The organism is Streptomyces sp. NPDC033221, assembly GCF_055577005.1.
In genome coordinates, this window is sequence record NZ_JBVIQN010000075.1 from 1 (window position 1) to 13552 (window position 13552).

The 13552-nt window shown below is 72.1% G+C and carries 14 protein-coding genes; 8 read left to right on the top strand and 6 right to left on the bottom strand.

The window, feature by feature from the left end:
• Window positions 1–215 precede the first annotated feature (215 nt).
• Window positions 216–1709, top strand: a complete 1494-nt coding sequence (locus ACZ53K_RS41995; protein ID WP_468848225.1) for an amidase family protein — start codon at window positions 216–218, stop codon at window positions 1707–1709.
• 75 nt (window positions 1710–1784) lie between these two features.
• Here the strand turns inward: ACZ53K_RS41995 and ACZ53K_RS42000 are convergent, their stop codons facing one another.
• A complete protein-coding gene (locus ACZ53K_RS42000; protein ID WP_468848228.1) occupies window positions 1785–2567 on the bottom strand; it encodes a 3-hydroxybutyrate dehydrogenase in 783 nt (260 codons plus the stop codon).
• A gap of 45 nt (window positions 2568–2612) precedes the next feature.
• On the opposite strand from ACZ53K_RS42000, the gene ACZ53K_RS42005 reads away from it, so the two are divergent.
• Both ACZ53K_RS42005 and ACZ53K_RS42010 read left to right on the top strand, forming a co-directional pair.
• On the top strand, window positions 2613–3368 hold the full coding sequence (locus ACZ53K_RS42005; protein WP_468848230.1) for a hypothetical protein: 756 nt from the start codon (window positions 2613–2615) through the stop codon (window positions 3366–3368).
• Window positions 3369–3499: 131 nt separating this feature from the next.
• Window positions 3500–3733: a hypothetical protein gene (locus ACZ53K_RS42010; RefSeq protein WP_468848232.1), complete on the top strand. Its 234-nt coding sequence runs from the start codon at window positions 3500–3502 to the stop codon at window positions 3731–3733.
• A gap of 31 nt (window positions 3734–3764) precedes the next feature.
• Here ACZ53K_RS42010 and ACZ53K_RS42015 read toward each other — a convergent pair whose 3' ends face one another.
• Complete coding sequence (locus ACZ53K_RS42015; RefSeq protein ID WP_468848235.1) at window positions 3765–6380, bottom strand: MXAN_6230/SCO0854 family RING domain-containing protein; 2616 nt, start codon at window positions 6378–6380, stop codon at window positions 3765–3767.
• On the opposite strand from ACZ53K_RS42015, the gene ACZ53K_RS42020 reads away from it, so the two are divergent.
• The 3 genes from ACZ53K_RS42020 (at window position 6367) to ACZ53K_RS42030 (ending at window position 8774) form a co-directional block, all read left to right on the top strand.
• Entirely contained in the window at window positions 6367–6633 is a 267-nt protein-coding gene (locus ACZ53K_RS42020) for a hypothetical protein (RefSeq protein ID WP_468848238.1), read from the top strand. The genes ACZ53K_RS42015 and ACZ53K_RS42020 overlap by 14 nt on opposite strands.
• A 336-nt stretch (window positions 6634–6969) precedes the next feature.
• A complete protein-coding gene (locus ACZ53K_RS42025; RefSeq protein WP_468848240.1) occupies window positions 6970–7551 on the top strand; it encodes a TetR/AcrR family transcriptional regulator in 582 nt (193 codons plus the stop codon).
• A 29-nt stretch (window positions 7552–7580) separates the two neighbouring features.
• Entirely contained in the window at window positions 7581–8774 is a 1194-nt protein-coding gene (locus ACZ53K_RS42030) for a GDSL-type esterase/lipase family protein (protein WP_468848243.1), read from the top strand.
• On the opposite strand, the gene ACZ53K_RS42035 is transcribed toward ACZ53K_RS42030, so the two are convergent.
• The 4 genes from ACZ53K_RS42035 to ACZ53K_RS42050 form a co-directional block, all read right to left on the bottom strand.
• Window positions 8768–9925 (bottom strand): FAD-dependent oxidoreductase, encoded by a 1158-nt coding sequence (locus ACZ53K_RS42035; protein WP_468848246.1) that lies wholly within the window; start codon window positions 9923–9925, stop codon window positions 8768–8770. The genes ACZ53K_RS42030 and ACZ53K_RS42035 overlap by 7 nt on opposite strands.
• 194 nt (window positions 9926–10119) lie before the next feature.
• Window positions 10120–10809, bottom strand: coding sequence for a TetR/AcrR family transcriptional regulator (locus tag ACZ53K_RS42040; RefSeq protein WP_468848248.1), 690 nt, complete (start codon window positions 10807–10809; stop codon window positions 10120–10122).
• An 81-nt stretch (window positions 10810–10890) separates the two neighbouring features.
• Window positions 10891–11667, bottom strand: coding sequence for an alpha/beta fold hydrolase (locus ACZ53K_RS42045; RefSeq protein WP_468848250.1), 777 nt, complete (start codon window positions 11665–11667; stop codon window positions 10891–10893).
• Between the two features lie 117 nt (window positions 11668–11784).
• Window positions 11785–12264 carry a MarR family winged helix-turn-helix transcriptional regulator gene (locus ACZ53K_RS42050; protein ID WP_468848253.1) on the bottom strand — a complete coding sequence of 160 codons (480 nt, stop codon included), beginning with the start codon at window positions 12262–12264 and terminating at the stop codon, window positions 11785–11787.
• A gap of 75 nt (window positions 12265–12339) precedes the next feature.
• Here ACZ53K_RS42050 and ACZ53K_RS42055 point away from each other — a divergent pair, with 75 nt between their 5' ends.
• Both ACZ53K_RS42055 and ACZ53K_RS42060 read left to right on the top strand, forming a co-directional pair.
• Window positions 12340–13152, top strand: coding sequence for an APH(3'') family aminoglycoside O-phosphotransferase (locus ACZ53K_RS42055; protein WP_468848257.1), 813 nt, complete (start codon window positions 12340–12342; stop codon window positions 13150–13152).
• Window positions 13153–13182: 30 nt separating this feature from the next.
• The gene (locus ACZ53K_RS42060) at window positions 13183–13401 is read left to right on the top strand and encodes a hypothetical protein (RefSeq protein ID WP_468848260.1); all 219 of its coding nucleotides are present in this window, start codon (window positions 13183–13185) and stop codon (window positions 13399–13401) included.
• Window positions 13402–13552 lie beyond the last annotated feature (151 nt).

The following is a 13552-nucleotide window of genomic DNA, read 5'->3' on the forward strand; positions in this document are numbered from 1 at the left end:
CCACCCGCTACGAGAAGACCGCCGAGTCCTACCGAGCAGCCGTCACCCTTGCATCGCTCCTGATGTGGGCGTGACATTTGAAGACAACTCCTAGGCCTCTTCGGTCGAGCCACTCCAGCCGGGCCATCCCAGTCCAGCCACTCCGGTCCGGCCGCTCCGGTCCGCCCCCTCCGCCACCACCGTCCCCCTCTCCCCACCGCATCAGGAGTCCGTACGTGACCCTCCGCCGTACCCCACCCGTCGACCTTCACCTGGCGCCCGCCCGCGATCAGGTCGCCTCGTTGCGCCGAGGCGAGATCAGCAGTCGCGACCTCCTGGAGCAGTACCTCCGGCACATCGACAAGGCCAACCCGGGCGTCAACGCCGTCGTGACGCTCGACGCCGACGCCGCGCGTGCCGCCGCCGACGAGGCCGACCGGCACCTCGCCGAGACCGGCGAGCCGCTGGGGCCTCTGCACGGCCTTCCGATGACGGTCAAAGACTCCCTGGAAACCAAGGGGATGCGCACCACCAGCGGCTCTCCCGACCTGTCCGGTCACGTCCCGGACCAGGACGCCGACGCCGTCGCCCTGCTGCGCGCCGCCGGAGCCGTCGTCCTCGGCAAGACGAACGTGCCGGTCATGTGCCAGGACATCCAGACGTCGAACCCCCTCTTCGGAACGGCGAAGAATCCTTTCGACGGCGCCCGGACCGCGGGCGGTTCGTCCGGTGGCCCGGCCGCCGCCGTCGCCGTGGGCCTCACCGGTCTCGAAGTCGGCTCCGACCTGGCCGGCTCGCTGCGTCTGCCGGCCGCCTACTGCGGCGTCCTCGCCCTGCGGACCTCCCGCGGCGCCGCCCCCATCGTCCCCACCCGCGGCCACATCCGCCGCCTGCCCGGCTGGTCCACCAGCAGCGACATGCTCACCATCGGCCCGATGGCGCGTACGGCCGACGACCTCGGCCTCCTTCTGGACGTGCTCGCCGCGCCCGCCCCCGCCGACCGGGCCGGCTGGAGGATCGACCTTCCGGCTCCGGCGCTGAGCAGCCTCGACCGGTACCGCGTCGGCGTCTGGACCGACGATGCGTATTGCCGCGTCGACGCCGACACCCGTGCAGTCCTCGAATCGGTCACCACACTCCTGCGTACGGCCGGTGCGCGCATCGACGATTCCGCCCGGCCCGTCGACTTCGCCGAGAGCAACACGCTGTTCCAGCGCCTCTTGTACGCCACGGCGTCCGCCACCGCCACGGACAGCGCGTTCGCCGCCGATGTGGAAGCCGCGGCGCATACGCCCGCCGACGGTCCCGCCGGCCTGTTCCTGCACTCCCGCACGATGCGGCACCGGGACTGGTGCGTCGCCGACGAGAAGCGCCAGCAGCTCCGCGCGCAGTGGGCCGAGTACTTCACCCGGCACGACGTGCTGATCACCCCGGCCACGCCGACGGCGGCCGTGCCCGACCAGACGGCCACGCCGTTGCCCCGGCGCCACATCACGGTGGACGGCGAGCAGCGCCCGTTCTTCGACCAGACCAGCTGGCTCAACCTGGCGAGCCTGGTGGGCCTGCCGTCCCTGGTCGTCCCGGCCGGCCGGACCGCCGACGGGCTGCCGCTGGCCATCCAGCTCATCGGCCCCTATCTGGCCGATCGCACGCTCGTCTCCATGGCCGGACAGCTCGCACGGTGCCTGCCCGAGCCGGTCCGGCCGCCCGCATTCCTGGAGGTGCAGTGAGGTCGGCCGGTGAGGTCGCGCGGTGCGGTTGTGCGGTGCGGTTGTCCGGCGCGACGACGCGTCGTGTGCGGCGGGTCAGCAGGCTCCCCAGCCGCCGTCCACGGGTACGGACGCGCCGTTGAGATAGCCGGTGTGCGGCGAGCACAGCCACAGCGCGACCGCCGCGACCTCCTCGGGTTCCAGCAGCCGCTTGATCGGTGACCGGGTCAGCAGGACGTCGGCGAGCACGTCGGCGGGGTCGATGCCGTGGGCGGCGGCCTGGTCGCTGATCTGCTGCTCGACCAGGGGCGTGCGGACGTAACCGGGGTTGACGCAGTTGCTCGTCACGCCGTGCTGCGCGGCTTCGACGGCGGTGGCCTTGCTCAGCCCCTCCAGGGCGTGCTTCGCGGTGACATAGGCGGACTTGAAGGCACTTGCCCGCAGCCCGTGGACGCTGGAGATGTTGATGACGCGGCCCCAGCCGTGCGCGTACATGTGCGGCAGCGTGCGGCGTATCAGCAGGAACGGGGCGGTGACCATCACCTGCTGCATGAGCGCGAACTGCTCCGGAGGGAACTCCGTGAGCGGGGCCACGTGCTGGAATCCGGCGTTGTTGACGAGAATGTCGACGTCGGCCGGCAGCGTATCGACCGCCGCGGGGTCGGACAGATCGACGACGTGCGCCTGGCCGCCGGTCTCTCCGGCGACGGCTTCGGCCGACGCGCCGTCCTTGTCGACCACATGCACCGTGGCGCGCGCAGCCGCCAGCGCCACGGCGCACGCCTTGCCGATGCCGCTGCCGCCACCGGTCACCAGGGCGGTACGCCCACTGAGGTTCACGTCGGCGGAGGGGAAGGGGGCGGGAGAGGTGGTCGTCATGGGCGGAAATCGTACGGGCCGGGTCTCGTCCGCCGTACCGGGGCGGTGTACGACACGGACCCGGCCGGCGGAACCGCCGGGGCCGCGGGGGGCGGTGGCGGCAAGGCCGCGGCCGGAGGCGACGTCAAGAAGGCGCCACTGGCCCGGCCCGGCGCCCTGACGGTGGCTTTCTGCCATCCGATTCCCGAAGGCAGCGGCGGTGACGACGGGAAGCTGTACGGGCTCACGCTCCGCTCCTTCTCCGCGAAGGACGGCAAGCTCGTCGCCGAACGCAGCACCGTCCTGCCCAGCGGCGCCAAGCCGACGGCCGGGTGCGAGAAGGAGTCGCCGGGCAAGGGGGTCGGCCGGGCCTTCAACAAGGACCTCACGATGGTGGCCGGCATCTCCGGCTCCGGCTGTACGGACCGGGCCGCCGCCTACGACCTGACCACCGGCAAGGAGGTCTCCCCGCCCACCGCGGACACCTTCGCCAAGCGTCCGAAGAACACCGACGCCGCCTTCCACCCGGTCACGGACCGGCTCTGGTACAACGAGCAGCCCAACGGCTTCAAGTCGTCCGACCCCGTCGTCTCACGGGATGTGAAGGCCGGTGCCACGAGCGAGCAGCGCGTCCCGTACGCCGGTATTCCGGCGCTCATCAAGCGTGACGGCCCGACGGCGACCACCGTCCTGGCGGCCGGCGGCGTCAACGGGCCGGCGGTGCCCTCCGGGGGCGTCGTGGCGCTCGGCAGCACGCTGGCGGAGGAGGGGGTCCAGCTGGCAGGGCCGACGGCAAGGGCGGCGCGGGCGCGGACTACCTGAACCGCTTCAAGACGCAGGGGCTGGGCGACGGCGAGGGCGGCAGCGGTGGAATCGACTGCGATCCCACGTTCTGGCGGGACGCCACCACCCTCGTCTGCGAGTTCAAGCAGATCACCTTCTCCCCCGACTACATGAAGGTCGTCAAGACCGAGGACCTGATCCCGGAGAACGACCGGCTCAACCTGCCTCCGGTGCCCTCCCCCGACGGCAAGGGCTTCGCCTTCCTCTCCAAGGGCGACACCAGGCAGTGGGCGCTGTTCCGCGGGCAGTTCGGCAGCACGGCGCAGCCGGTGAAGGTCGCCGACGTGGACCAGCCGGCCGACGGCTCGGACAAGCACCGTGAGTCGCTGATCCGCTGGAACTGACCCGGACCGGCCCGGCCGGGCCCGGCGACGGTCACTCGCCGCCGGCCGCCAGCGAGGTGACCAGGTCGGAGGCGGCCAGCAGTCCGACCGCTCCCGCGTCCAGGCCCGCCGGGTGCAGGGCGTACACCTCTGCCCGCTCGGGCAGCGGAAGGTCACCGCGCAGCAGGTAGGCCAACCGCGCCCGGCCGAGGTCCGGGGCCGGGCCGGAACCGTCGTCGGTGACCGGGGTGCCGATCCGGACCGCGAACGCCACGGGGTCCTCGTCGTCGCGGCGCCGGTAGGTGCTCGTCGAGCCGTCGTGGTGGCGTACGACGACGGTGTGCGCGCGGGCGGCCGCCTGCCAGGTGGCCAGTTCGCCCAGGCCGACCCGCGCGCCGGAGGTGAAGAGGTCGGTCAGGCCGCGGCCCAGGGTGGCCAGGACGTCCGAGTGGCGGTGGACGGCGTGGTGGGTGCCGGTGACGCCCTGGGCGACGTCGAGCCAGCGCATCGTACGGCCCGCCACGTCGATCACCATCGGCACCGCGACGCGGGCCCCGCCCGTCAGGTCGAAGCGCTGCTCGACCTGGCGCGCGTCGAACACCGGCCCCGCCGTGCCCGGCCGGTCGCGGACCATCAGCCCGGCGAACGCCTCGGCGAGTTCTTCGAAGGGCACGTTGTTGAAGGCGAACACCACGGCCACGACATAGCGGACACCGGTGGCGGCCATCCGGTCCAGGTCGAGGTCGACGAACTCGGCCGCGCCCTGCGGCGCCGGGGCGCTGGTCAGGTCGCCGGAGTGCACGGCGGCGGCCTTGCCGTAGCGCAGGTTGGTGTAGTCGCAGGTGCCGGTGTGCTGCCAGTCCGCGGTGTACATCGCGGCGGACAGGTCCAGGTCGGTACGGCCGGAGGTGTCGCTCTCCATCCAGTGCAGGAACAGGCGGAGCGTCCGGCCGTCCGGCACGGGCAGCTCGCTGCCGCGCGGCAGGGTGACCAGCGCGCGCGAGGCGGTCCGTTCGGCGAACGGCGCGATCACACCGTCCAGAGCGGCGTCGACGACCGCCAGGTCGACCGCCGGCCGGGCACCGGCACGGCGCATGACCTCTCCGGTCAGGACGGCCACCGTACGGTCGACGGCATCGGCGGGCAGCGGGCCGCGCTCGTCCGCGCTGATGTGCGCCTTGGCGTTGCCTCCCTTGGGGAAGAACACCCGGTCGTGGCCCGGGTTCGCGCGGGTGCGGATCTCGCCGAGGGCCGAGAGCAGTACGGCCGGGGATACCCGTCGTACGGCCTTCTCCAGCGTGGCGAGCACGGCGTCGGCACCGTCATCTGTCAGGCGCAGCAGGTGGTCCAGGCGGCGCAGCAGTTCGCCGGGGCGCTGGGCGAGCAGCGTGACGGCGGCCGTGACGTCCCGTCCGGCCAAGGCGGCTTCGACCCGGCCGGGCCAGTGCGGCAGCCGGATCCGGTCGCCGGACGCGTCGGCGTCCGGCAGGTGCCGGGCTGCTTCCCGCAGCCGCTGGGACAGGGTGTCGTCGGTGAGCCGGACCTCGCGCAGCACGGCGACGGCGAGCGCGGCCCGCGGGTAGCGCTCGGCGTACTCGAAGGGGTGCAGGCGCTCGGCGGCGTGCTTCCACGCCACGGGGTGGCGGCCCATGTCCTCGACGGCGAGGGCCGGTTCGAGCCGGTCGAGTACGGACAGCAGGGCGCGGCGCAGCGGGCGCGGCACCTTGCCGAAGCGGGGTACGTCGACCAGGCCGGCGTCGCCGCCGGAGCGTACGACGAGCAGCCGCAGTACATCGGTCGCGGTGTCGATCAGCCGGGCCGCCGCCGGGAGCGTCACGTCGTACGCGGCCGGATCGGCGAGCAGCCAGGCCAGGACGCGCGCCTTGGTCTCGCGGCCGGGGACGGCTTCGGGCAGCCAGGTCAGGTCGGTGCGGTCGCGGGTTTCGAGGAGGGTGTGCAGGTCGTCGGTGTCCTGCGGGCTCAACGCGCCGGTGCGGGCGAGGAGGGTGCTCAGCTCGCGGCCGGCGTCGGCCGTACGGGCGGTGAGGTCACCGCCGTGGGCGAGGACGCGCAGGCGGTCCGGCAGCGCCCGGCGGGAAGCCGCGGCCGGGCGCGGGGCCCGGGGGCGCAGGAACGGTTCGTCGGCGTCGATGCGGCGGTGGCAGATCGGGCAGGCGGAGAAGTCCGTACCGTCGAAGCACTCACGGCACACCAGGTGCGCGCACGGCGAGAGAGCGTGCACCGAACCGTCGGCGCCGCACAGGACGCACGGCTGCCGGGGCGCCTGGAACAGCACCGACAGCACACGGTCGACGTAGAAGGCGAACGTGTCGGCGGGCGTGGTCTCCGGAAAACCGCGGAAGAGCGGGGTGTGGTCACGGTCCGCCCCGAGTCCACGGTCGATGACCGCCAGCAGCTCACGGCCGGTGCGGGTCAGCGTGCCGGTGTCCAGCGCGGCCAGGGCCTGCCGCAGACCGGCGGACAACAGGTGGCCGCGCTCCAGCAGATCGGCCTCCAGCAGCGACACCCCGGCGAGGCCGTCCACCGTCGGCCGGGCGTCGTCCGCGCCCGCGGCGGCGGGCACGTAGACCGCGCCGCGGCGGGCCAGCAGCACGGCGTCGAGGCCGCGACGGCTGTCGGTACGGGTCGAACTGATGGTGATCGTCAAGGCCGTTCCTCCCCCACCCGGCGAAATGGCCGGGGCTGACGCGACGGCAATTCATGATTCCGGTGCCACGCGCATTGTTCCGAGATGTGGGTACGACGGGCCGGCCGGTTTTTCCACCGCGGTCACGCCCGCGCCGCACCCGGCGAAGCATCAAGCCGGTGCAGTCCGCCGCATCCGCATTGAGCTGCGCTTACGGCTGTCCCGGCGCTGCTCGGCGACGCCCCTGACGACGTGGCTTCAGCAGACTTCGTGACACTTCACGAACCCAAGAAAGCGTCGGGGAGAAGACATTGATGCGGGGTGGAAAGGGAGCGCACTCGATTTCGAGGAAAGAAGGAGAAGGAAGCACACTGCGGAGCCGCCCCGCACGGCACACATTACCAAGGGGCGGGGCAGTGGCCCACCGGATTTCCAGCAGGGTGGGCCGGGCCGTCGGCCGGCTCGGCCGGCTTCGCTCGGGCACCGGAGCGCGCCCCGCGCCCCACACCCATACCTAAGCCAGACATCCACTTGCCTAAGAGCTTTAGGCAGATGCATACTCATTTAGGCAGCAGACACTCGCTCGCCTTCGCCGGACGGAAGGAAAACCATGGCGCCACGCGTAGGGCTCACCCCGGACCGGCTGACCCAGGCAGGTGCGGAGCTGGCCGACGAGGCCGGCTTCGAGGGGGTGACCGTTTCGGCGCTCGCCAGGCGGTTCGGCGTGCAGGTCGCGAGCCTGTACTCGCACGTCAAGAACTCGCACGACCTCAAGACCCGGATCGCCCTGCTCGCCCTGGAAGAGCTCGCCGACCGGGGCGCCGCCGCGCTGGCCGGGCGGGCGGGCAAGGACGCCCTCACCGCGCTGGCCAACGTCTACCGGGACTACGCGCGAGAGCATCCCGGCCGGTACGCGGCGGCGCAGCTGAGGCTCGACCCGGCGGCGGCCGCCGCGAGCGCCGGTGGCCGGCACTCCGCGATGACACGGGCGATCCTGCGCGGCTACGACCTGACGGAACCGGACCAGACCCATGCCGTCCGGCTGCTGGGCAGCGTCTTCCACGGCTACGTCAGCCTGGAGCTGGCGGGCGGCTTCAGCCACAGCGCCCCCGACTCGGACGAGACCTGGACCCGGGTCCTGGACGCCCTCGACGCCCTGCTGCGGAACTGGCCCGCACCACAACTGCCCTGACGGAACACTTCGATCGACAGGTTGAGGCAATGCACACCGACGACCACTGGATCAGCACGCCCATCACCGCGGACCTGCTGCGCGGCGCACTGGACCTGGAGCGCACCGAGGACGGCGTACTGCCGCACCGGCTGCCCGCCTGGGCCCGCGCCCAGAACAACGACGGGCAGCTGGCCATGGCCGAGTCGCAGCCCTCCGGCGTGCGGCTGGCCTTCCGTACCCGTGCCACCGCCATAGAGCTGGACACCCGGCCCACCAAGCGGGTCTACGTGGGCGCCCCGCCCCGCCCGGACGGCGTGTACGAACTGCTCGTCGACGGCCGCCCGGCCGGCCGGGCGAGCGTTTCCGGCGGCCACACGCTGACCATCGACATGACCGCCGGGACCGCCGAGCACCGGCCCGGGCCGTCCGGCTCCCTGCGCTTCACCGGGCTGTCCGGCGACGAGAAGGACGTCGAGATCTGGCTGCCGCACAACGAGACCACCGAACTCCTCGCCCTGCGCACCGACGCCCCCGTCGAGCCCGCGCCCGATCAGGGCCGCCGGGTGTGGCTGCACCACGGCAGTTCGATCAGCCACGGTTCCGACGCCGCCGGTCCGACCACGACCTGGCCCGCGCTGGCCGCTTCCCTGGGCGGCGTGGATTTGGTCAACCTGGGGCTGGCGGGGAGCGCGCTGCTCGACCCGTTCACCGCCCGCACGATGCGGGACACCCCCGCGGACCTGATCAGCGTCAAGATCGGCATCAATCTGGTCAACGCCGATCTGATGCGGCTGCGCGCGTTCACGCCCGCCGTCCACGGGTTCCTCGACACCATCCGCGAGGGCCATCCCACCACGCCGCTGCTCGTCGTCTCCCCCATCCTGTGCCCGATCCACGAAGACACCCCGGGGCCCAGCGTTCCGGACCTCTCCGACTTCGGCTCGGGGAAGCTGCGGTTCCGGGCCGCGGGCGATCCGGCGGAACGCGCGAGCGGGAAGCTGACCCTGAACGTCATCCGCGCGGAGCTGGCCCGGATCGTGGCGCAGCGGGCGGCCGCTGACCCGCATCTGCACCACCTCGACGGCCGTGAGCTGTACGGCGAGGCGGACTCCGCCGAGCTGCCGCTCCCCGACGACCTGCACCCGGACGCCGCCACCCACCGCCGGATCGGTGAACGCTTCGCCAAGCTGGCCTTCACCACCGACGGCGCCTTCACGGACCGCTCGAACGCCCCTCACTGACGGTGGGAGGCGAACATGCCGAGCAGGCGCTCCAGCCCCCGCTCGCCGAACATCATCTCCAGATTGGCGGCGGACTCCGCGGCGGAAGCCTCGCCACGGGGGAAGAGCGCCTGTTCGTAAGCGGTGAGGGCGGCTTCGGTGTCGCCGGGGTGAGCGGCGAGCGCCCGGCCGAGTTCGGCACCGTCGAGCATGGCCAGGTTGGCGCCCTCACCGGCGAACGGCGACATCAGATGGGCGGCGTCGCCGAGCAGCGTGACGCCCGGGACGCGGTCCCAGCGGTGGCCGACGGGCAGGGCGTGGATACGGCGCGGGACCAGCGCGCCGTCGGCGTCGGCGATCAGCCTCCGCAGACCCTCGTCCCAGCCCTCGAAGTGGGCGAGGACGGCCTTCTTGGCGACGTCGGTGCCGGTGCCGGTGCCGGTGAAGTCGACGGTGTCGAGCCAGTCCGGTCCGGTCTTGAGCGCCGTGTAGACGTGCAGGCTGCCGTCGGCCTCACGGTGGGCGAGGATGCCCTTCTCGTCGCCCAGGCAGAAGAAGGACCCGCCACCGACCAGTGCGGCGCTGTCCGGGTGGCGGGTGTCGGCGTCCAGCAGGTCGGACTCGACGAAGGAGATGCCCGTGTAGGCGGGGACGGCCGGGGAGACCAGTGACCGGATCCTGGACCAGGCGCCGTCGCCGCCGATGAGCAGGCCGGTGGTGAAGACGGTGCCGTCGGCGAGGGCCACCTCGTGGCGTCCGCCGCCCAGCGGCCGTGCGCCGGTGACCTTGCTCCCCCAGCGGACGGTGCCCTCGGGCAGGGAGTCCAGCAGCAGGTCGCGGAGCTGCCCGCGGTCCACCTCGGGACGAGTGCCGTCGCCCTCGTCCGCTTCCCGCATCCGGACGGTGCCCTGGGAGTCGACGACGCGCGTGGCCTCGCCGCCCTGGTGGACGAGGGCGCGGAACTGCTCGTGCAGGCCCGCGGCGTGCAGCGCCGCCTGGCCGGAGTCCTCGTGGATGTCGAGCATCCCGCCCTGGCCGCGGGTGTCCCGGCCGGTTTCGCGTTCGTGGATCACCGCGTCGATGCCGTGTACGTGCAGGACGCGGGCCAGGGTCAGGCCGCCCAGGCCGGCGCCGATGATCGCGACGGGGTGGTGCGTGGGGGCGGTGGTCATGGGGTGAACTCTCCGTTCGGTGGCGGGACGACTAGGGCGTTTCTGATGGATCTCCGTGGAGGACACCGAGCGGCGTTCGGTGCGTGCGCTTGGAGGTCCCCCTGCTCGAAGAGCTTGGGGGAGTGCCGGGCGTCGCGATGCCGCGGAGATCCGTCAGAAGCGCCCCAGTGCGGCGGCGTGCGCGAGGCGCCTCGTCAGGGCTGCCGGGGAGTGGCCTGCGTACCGTTGATGAGGAGGCGGAAGAACCAGGTCAGCCGCTGTTCGGGACTGCCGGAGAACAGGTCGTCGCCGAGGGCGGCGATCCGCGGGTGGGTGTGGGGAGTGGCCTGCCGCAGGACGCTCACGAGCGCCTCGTGCTCGTCCTCGGCGGCGGCGTCGCGGTCGCGGGTGGCCTGTTCGGCGGCGGTGGCGGTGGCCACCTGCAACAGGATGTCCACCCCCCAGGCGGCCTGCGCGTCGGGGACCCCGCCCTCGTGCAGCAGGGCGAGGACCGCCTCGACGAGGGCCAGGTAGTTCGCCCCTCGGGGGCGGGTCACCAGCGCGGAGTGCGCGAGGCTGGGGTGCTGGAAGAGGGTGTGCGTGTACGACCCGAGGAGGGCCGTCAGCCGTGCACGCCAGTCACCGGGTGTACGAGCCGGAGAGAGGTCGACCTCGCCGAGGAGTTCCTCCAGGATCGCGGCGTGCAGCTCGGCCGTGTTGGCCACGTACACGTACAGCGAGGCGGGGCCGGTGTCGAGTTCCTGGGCCAGGCGGCGCATGGTCACGCGCTGCAGCCCTTCGGACCGCATCAGGGCGACGGCGGTCCCGATGATGCCTTCGTGGGTGAGGGCGGGTTTGGCGGGCCGTTCACGGCGACTGCGGGAGGCGGGGGTGCGTGGGGTCACCTCCGCACCGTAACGAACATGTTCGTCACGAACAAGTTCGTCACGCGCGAGCGAGCCGTCAAAGGAGAGGGAAACCGCTGGTCAGATGGCTTTCAGAAAGTGTTCGAGGAGGTCGTTGTACTCATCCGAGCACTCCATATTGGGATAGTGGGCGGTCCCGCCGACGGAGACCGCGCGACCGTCCTTGACGGTATGGGCCAGACGCTCGGCCATGCCGATGTGATCGGGCGAGTCGATGCCCCCGTTGACGGCGAGCACGGGTACCTCGATACCGGCGGCCCGGTCCCACGTGTCGTGGACCGGGACGATCCGGTTGGGCTCGCCGCTGGTGTGCTTGGACATAGTGCCCCTGGTCATGTCGCGGAGCGCGTCCGCGACCTCGGGGTCGACGTCGGCGAGGTCGCGGTGCGGACCTGCGGCGAAGAGGGTGAACGCCTCCACGCACGCCTCCAGATCACCGCCCGCCATCGCCGCTTGCCAGGCGGCTGTGGTCCGGGTGGTCCAGGGGTCGGAGAAGTACGGCTCGCTGGTGCCCGCGCCACTGACGACCAGGCCGCTGACCAGTTCCGGATACTCCAGCGCCGTATCGACGGCGGTGGCCGCCCCCATGGAGACACCCACCAGGACCGCCGGGCCGGCGTCCAGCCGGCGCAGCAGTCCGGCGACGTCGTCGGCGGGCCGGAACGGTCCGGTCGCATTGGCGGAGGCTCCATGGCCACGGGCGTCCGGTGCGATGACGCGGTACTTCGCAGCAAGGAAGGGCAACTGACGGTCCCACATGCGGTGGTCCAGGAAACCGCCGTGCAGGAGTACGAGCGGGCGGCCACTGCCGGTGTCGAGCCAGAACAGGTCATCCATGACAACCAAGGTGTCACATCCAGGGAGGCATGACAACCCAGGTGTCATTTATATGAGGGTTGTGTGACCTGCATGGCCCATGTGGCGCGTAGGGCCCGTCAGTTCACATAGGGCCCGTCAGTTCACATCGACGTCGTCGAGGGAGTGGAGGAGGCGGGAGAGGACCCGGAGGCAGGCGGTGATCTCGGCGTCCGTGAGGCCGGCACCGGCCTGCCGCAGCGCCGTCCGTTCGCGGTCGATCACGGCGGTGATGGCGGCCCGGCCCGTCTCGGTGAGCCCGATGAGCGAGGACTTCTTGTGGGCCGGGTTGGGAAGGAACCCGACCAGGCCGAGTCCGGCCGCGTCATTGGTCATCCGCTGCACGAACTGACGGCTCAACGCCTGGGCCCGGCCCATCTGCGGCACGGTCATCGGCCCGTGCTCACGGAGCATGTTGAGGACGGCCCGCACCCCCACCGACAGCCCTTCGCGGGGCGCGTCCTGCTCCACCTTGCGCTGGGCCCGCCGGTACAGCGGCCCCACCAGGTTGAAGATTTCCACGAACCGGTCGCCCGGATCCTCGGACACCTGCGTCTGACCGTCGTTTTCGCCACTCACTCCCCCATCATGACACCGCGGTTGCCACGTTAATCGCAGTGCGGGTGGTCGGCTCTGCCGGTTAGGTTGGCGGGCGTGAGCGATGTGTCGTCCTGCTTCCGTACGGTGCTGCCCTCCGACGAGGGCGGGTGGCGGCCCGTCACGGGCGGGGAGTCCGGGGCCGGTGTCTTCCGTTCCGCCGACGGGAAGCGGTACGCCAAGTGCGTTTCCGCCGCGCACACGGCCTCGCTGGAGGCGGAACGGGACCGCGTCGACTGGCTCGCCACACAGGACGTTCCCGGACCGCGCGTCCTCGACTGGCGCGTGAGCGCCGACGGCGCGGGTCTGGTGACCTCCGCCGTCGAAGGGGTCCCGGCCGACCGGGTACCGGCACCAGCGCTCCGGGCCGCGTGGGAGCCGATCGCGGACACGGTACACCGGCTGCACGGTCTGTCCGCGCGGCAGTGCCCGTACTCGCGCGATCTCGCCCAGATGTACGCGGCGGCCCGCGACGTCGTGGCCCGAGGCGCGGTCAACCCGGAGTTCCTTCCCGTCGAGCAGCAGCGGACAGCCCCCGAAGAGCTGCTCGCCCGTCTGACTCCACAGCTCGGGCGCCGTCTCGCGCAGGAAGCCGCGGAGACCGCCGTCTGCCACGGCGACCTGTGCCTGCCCAACATCATTCTCGCCCCGGACACCCTGACCGTGTCGGGCTTCATCGACCTCGGCCGCCTCGGGCGAGCCGATCCCTACGCCGACCTCGCCCTTCTCTTCGCCACCGCCCGGGAGACCTGGGGTGACGACGCGCAGTCGGCCGCGGCGGAGGAGGCCTTCGCCGCCCGGTACGGGATCGCCCTCGACCGCGACCGGGAGCGTTTCTACCTGCACCTCGATCCCCTCACCTGGGGGTGAGCCCGGAGCGCCAGTAGGCGGGCCGATCCGATGTCCGGGTTCGTCGCCGGTGCGGGCTGGAGCCAGTCCTCCATCACCGTCAGCAACACCTCCGACAAGGCCATGGCCAGAGTCCGGCCGGAGCCGTGCATCGCCTCCTCCGAGATCGTCGACCGCCCGCACGAGCAGTACGACTTCAAGATCCTCCCGGCCGACGGCAAACCCGGCGAGAGCAATGGGACCGGCGGTGGCACAGGAGCCGCGGCATAAGCTCCGTGGGCCCCGGCCCGGCGCGATCCGGGCCCGGCCGACGAGCAGAGCACCGTCTAGGGCGTTTCTGATGGATCTCCGTGGGGGACGGAGCGGCGTTCGGTGCGTGCGCTTGGGGGTCCCCCCTGCTCGAAGAGCTAGGGGGAGTGCG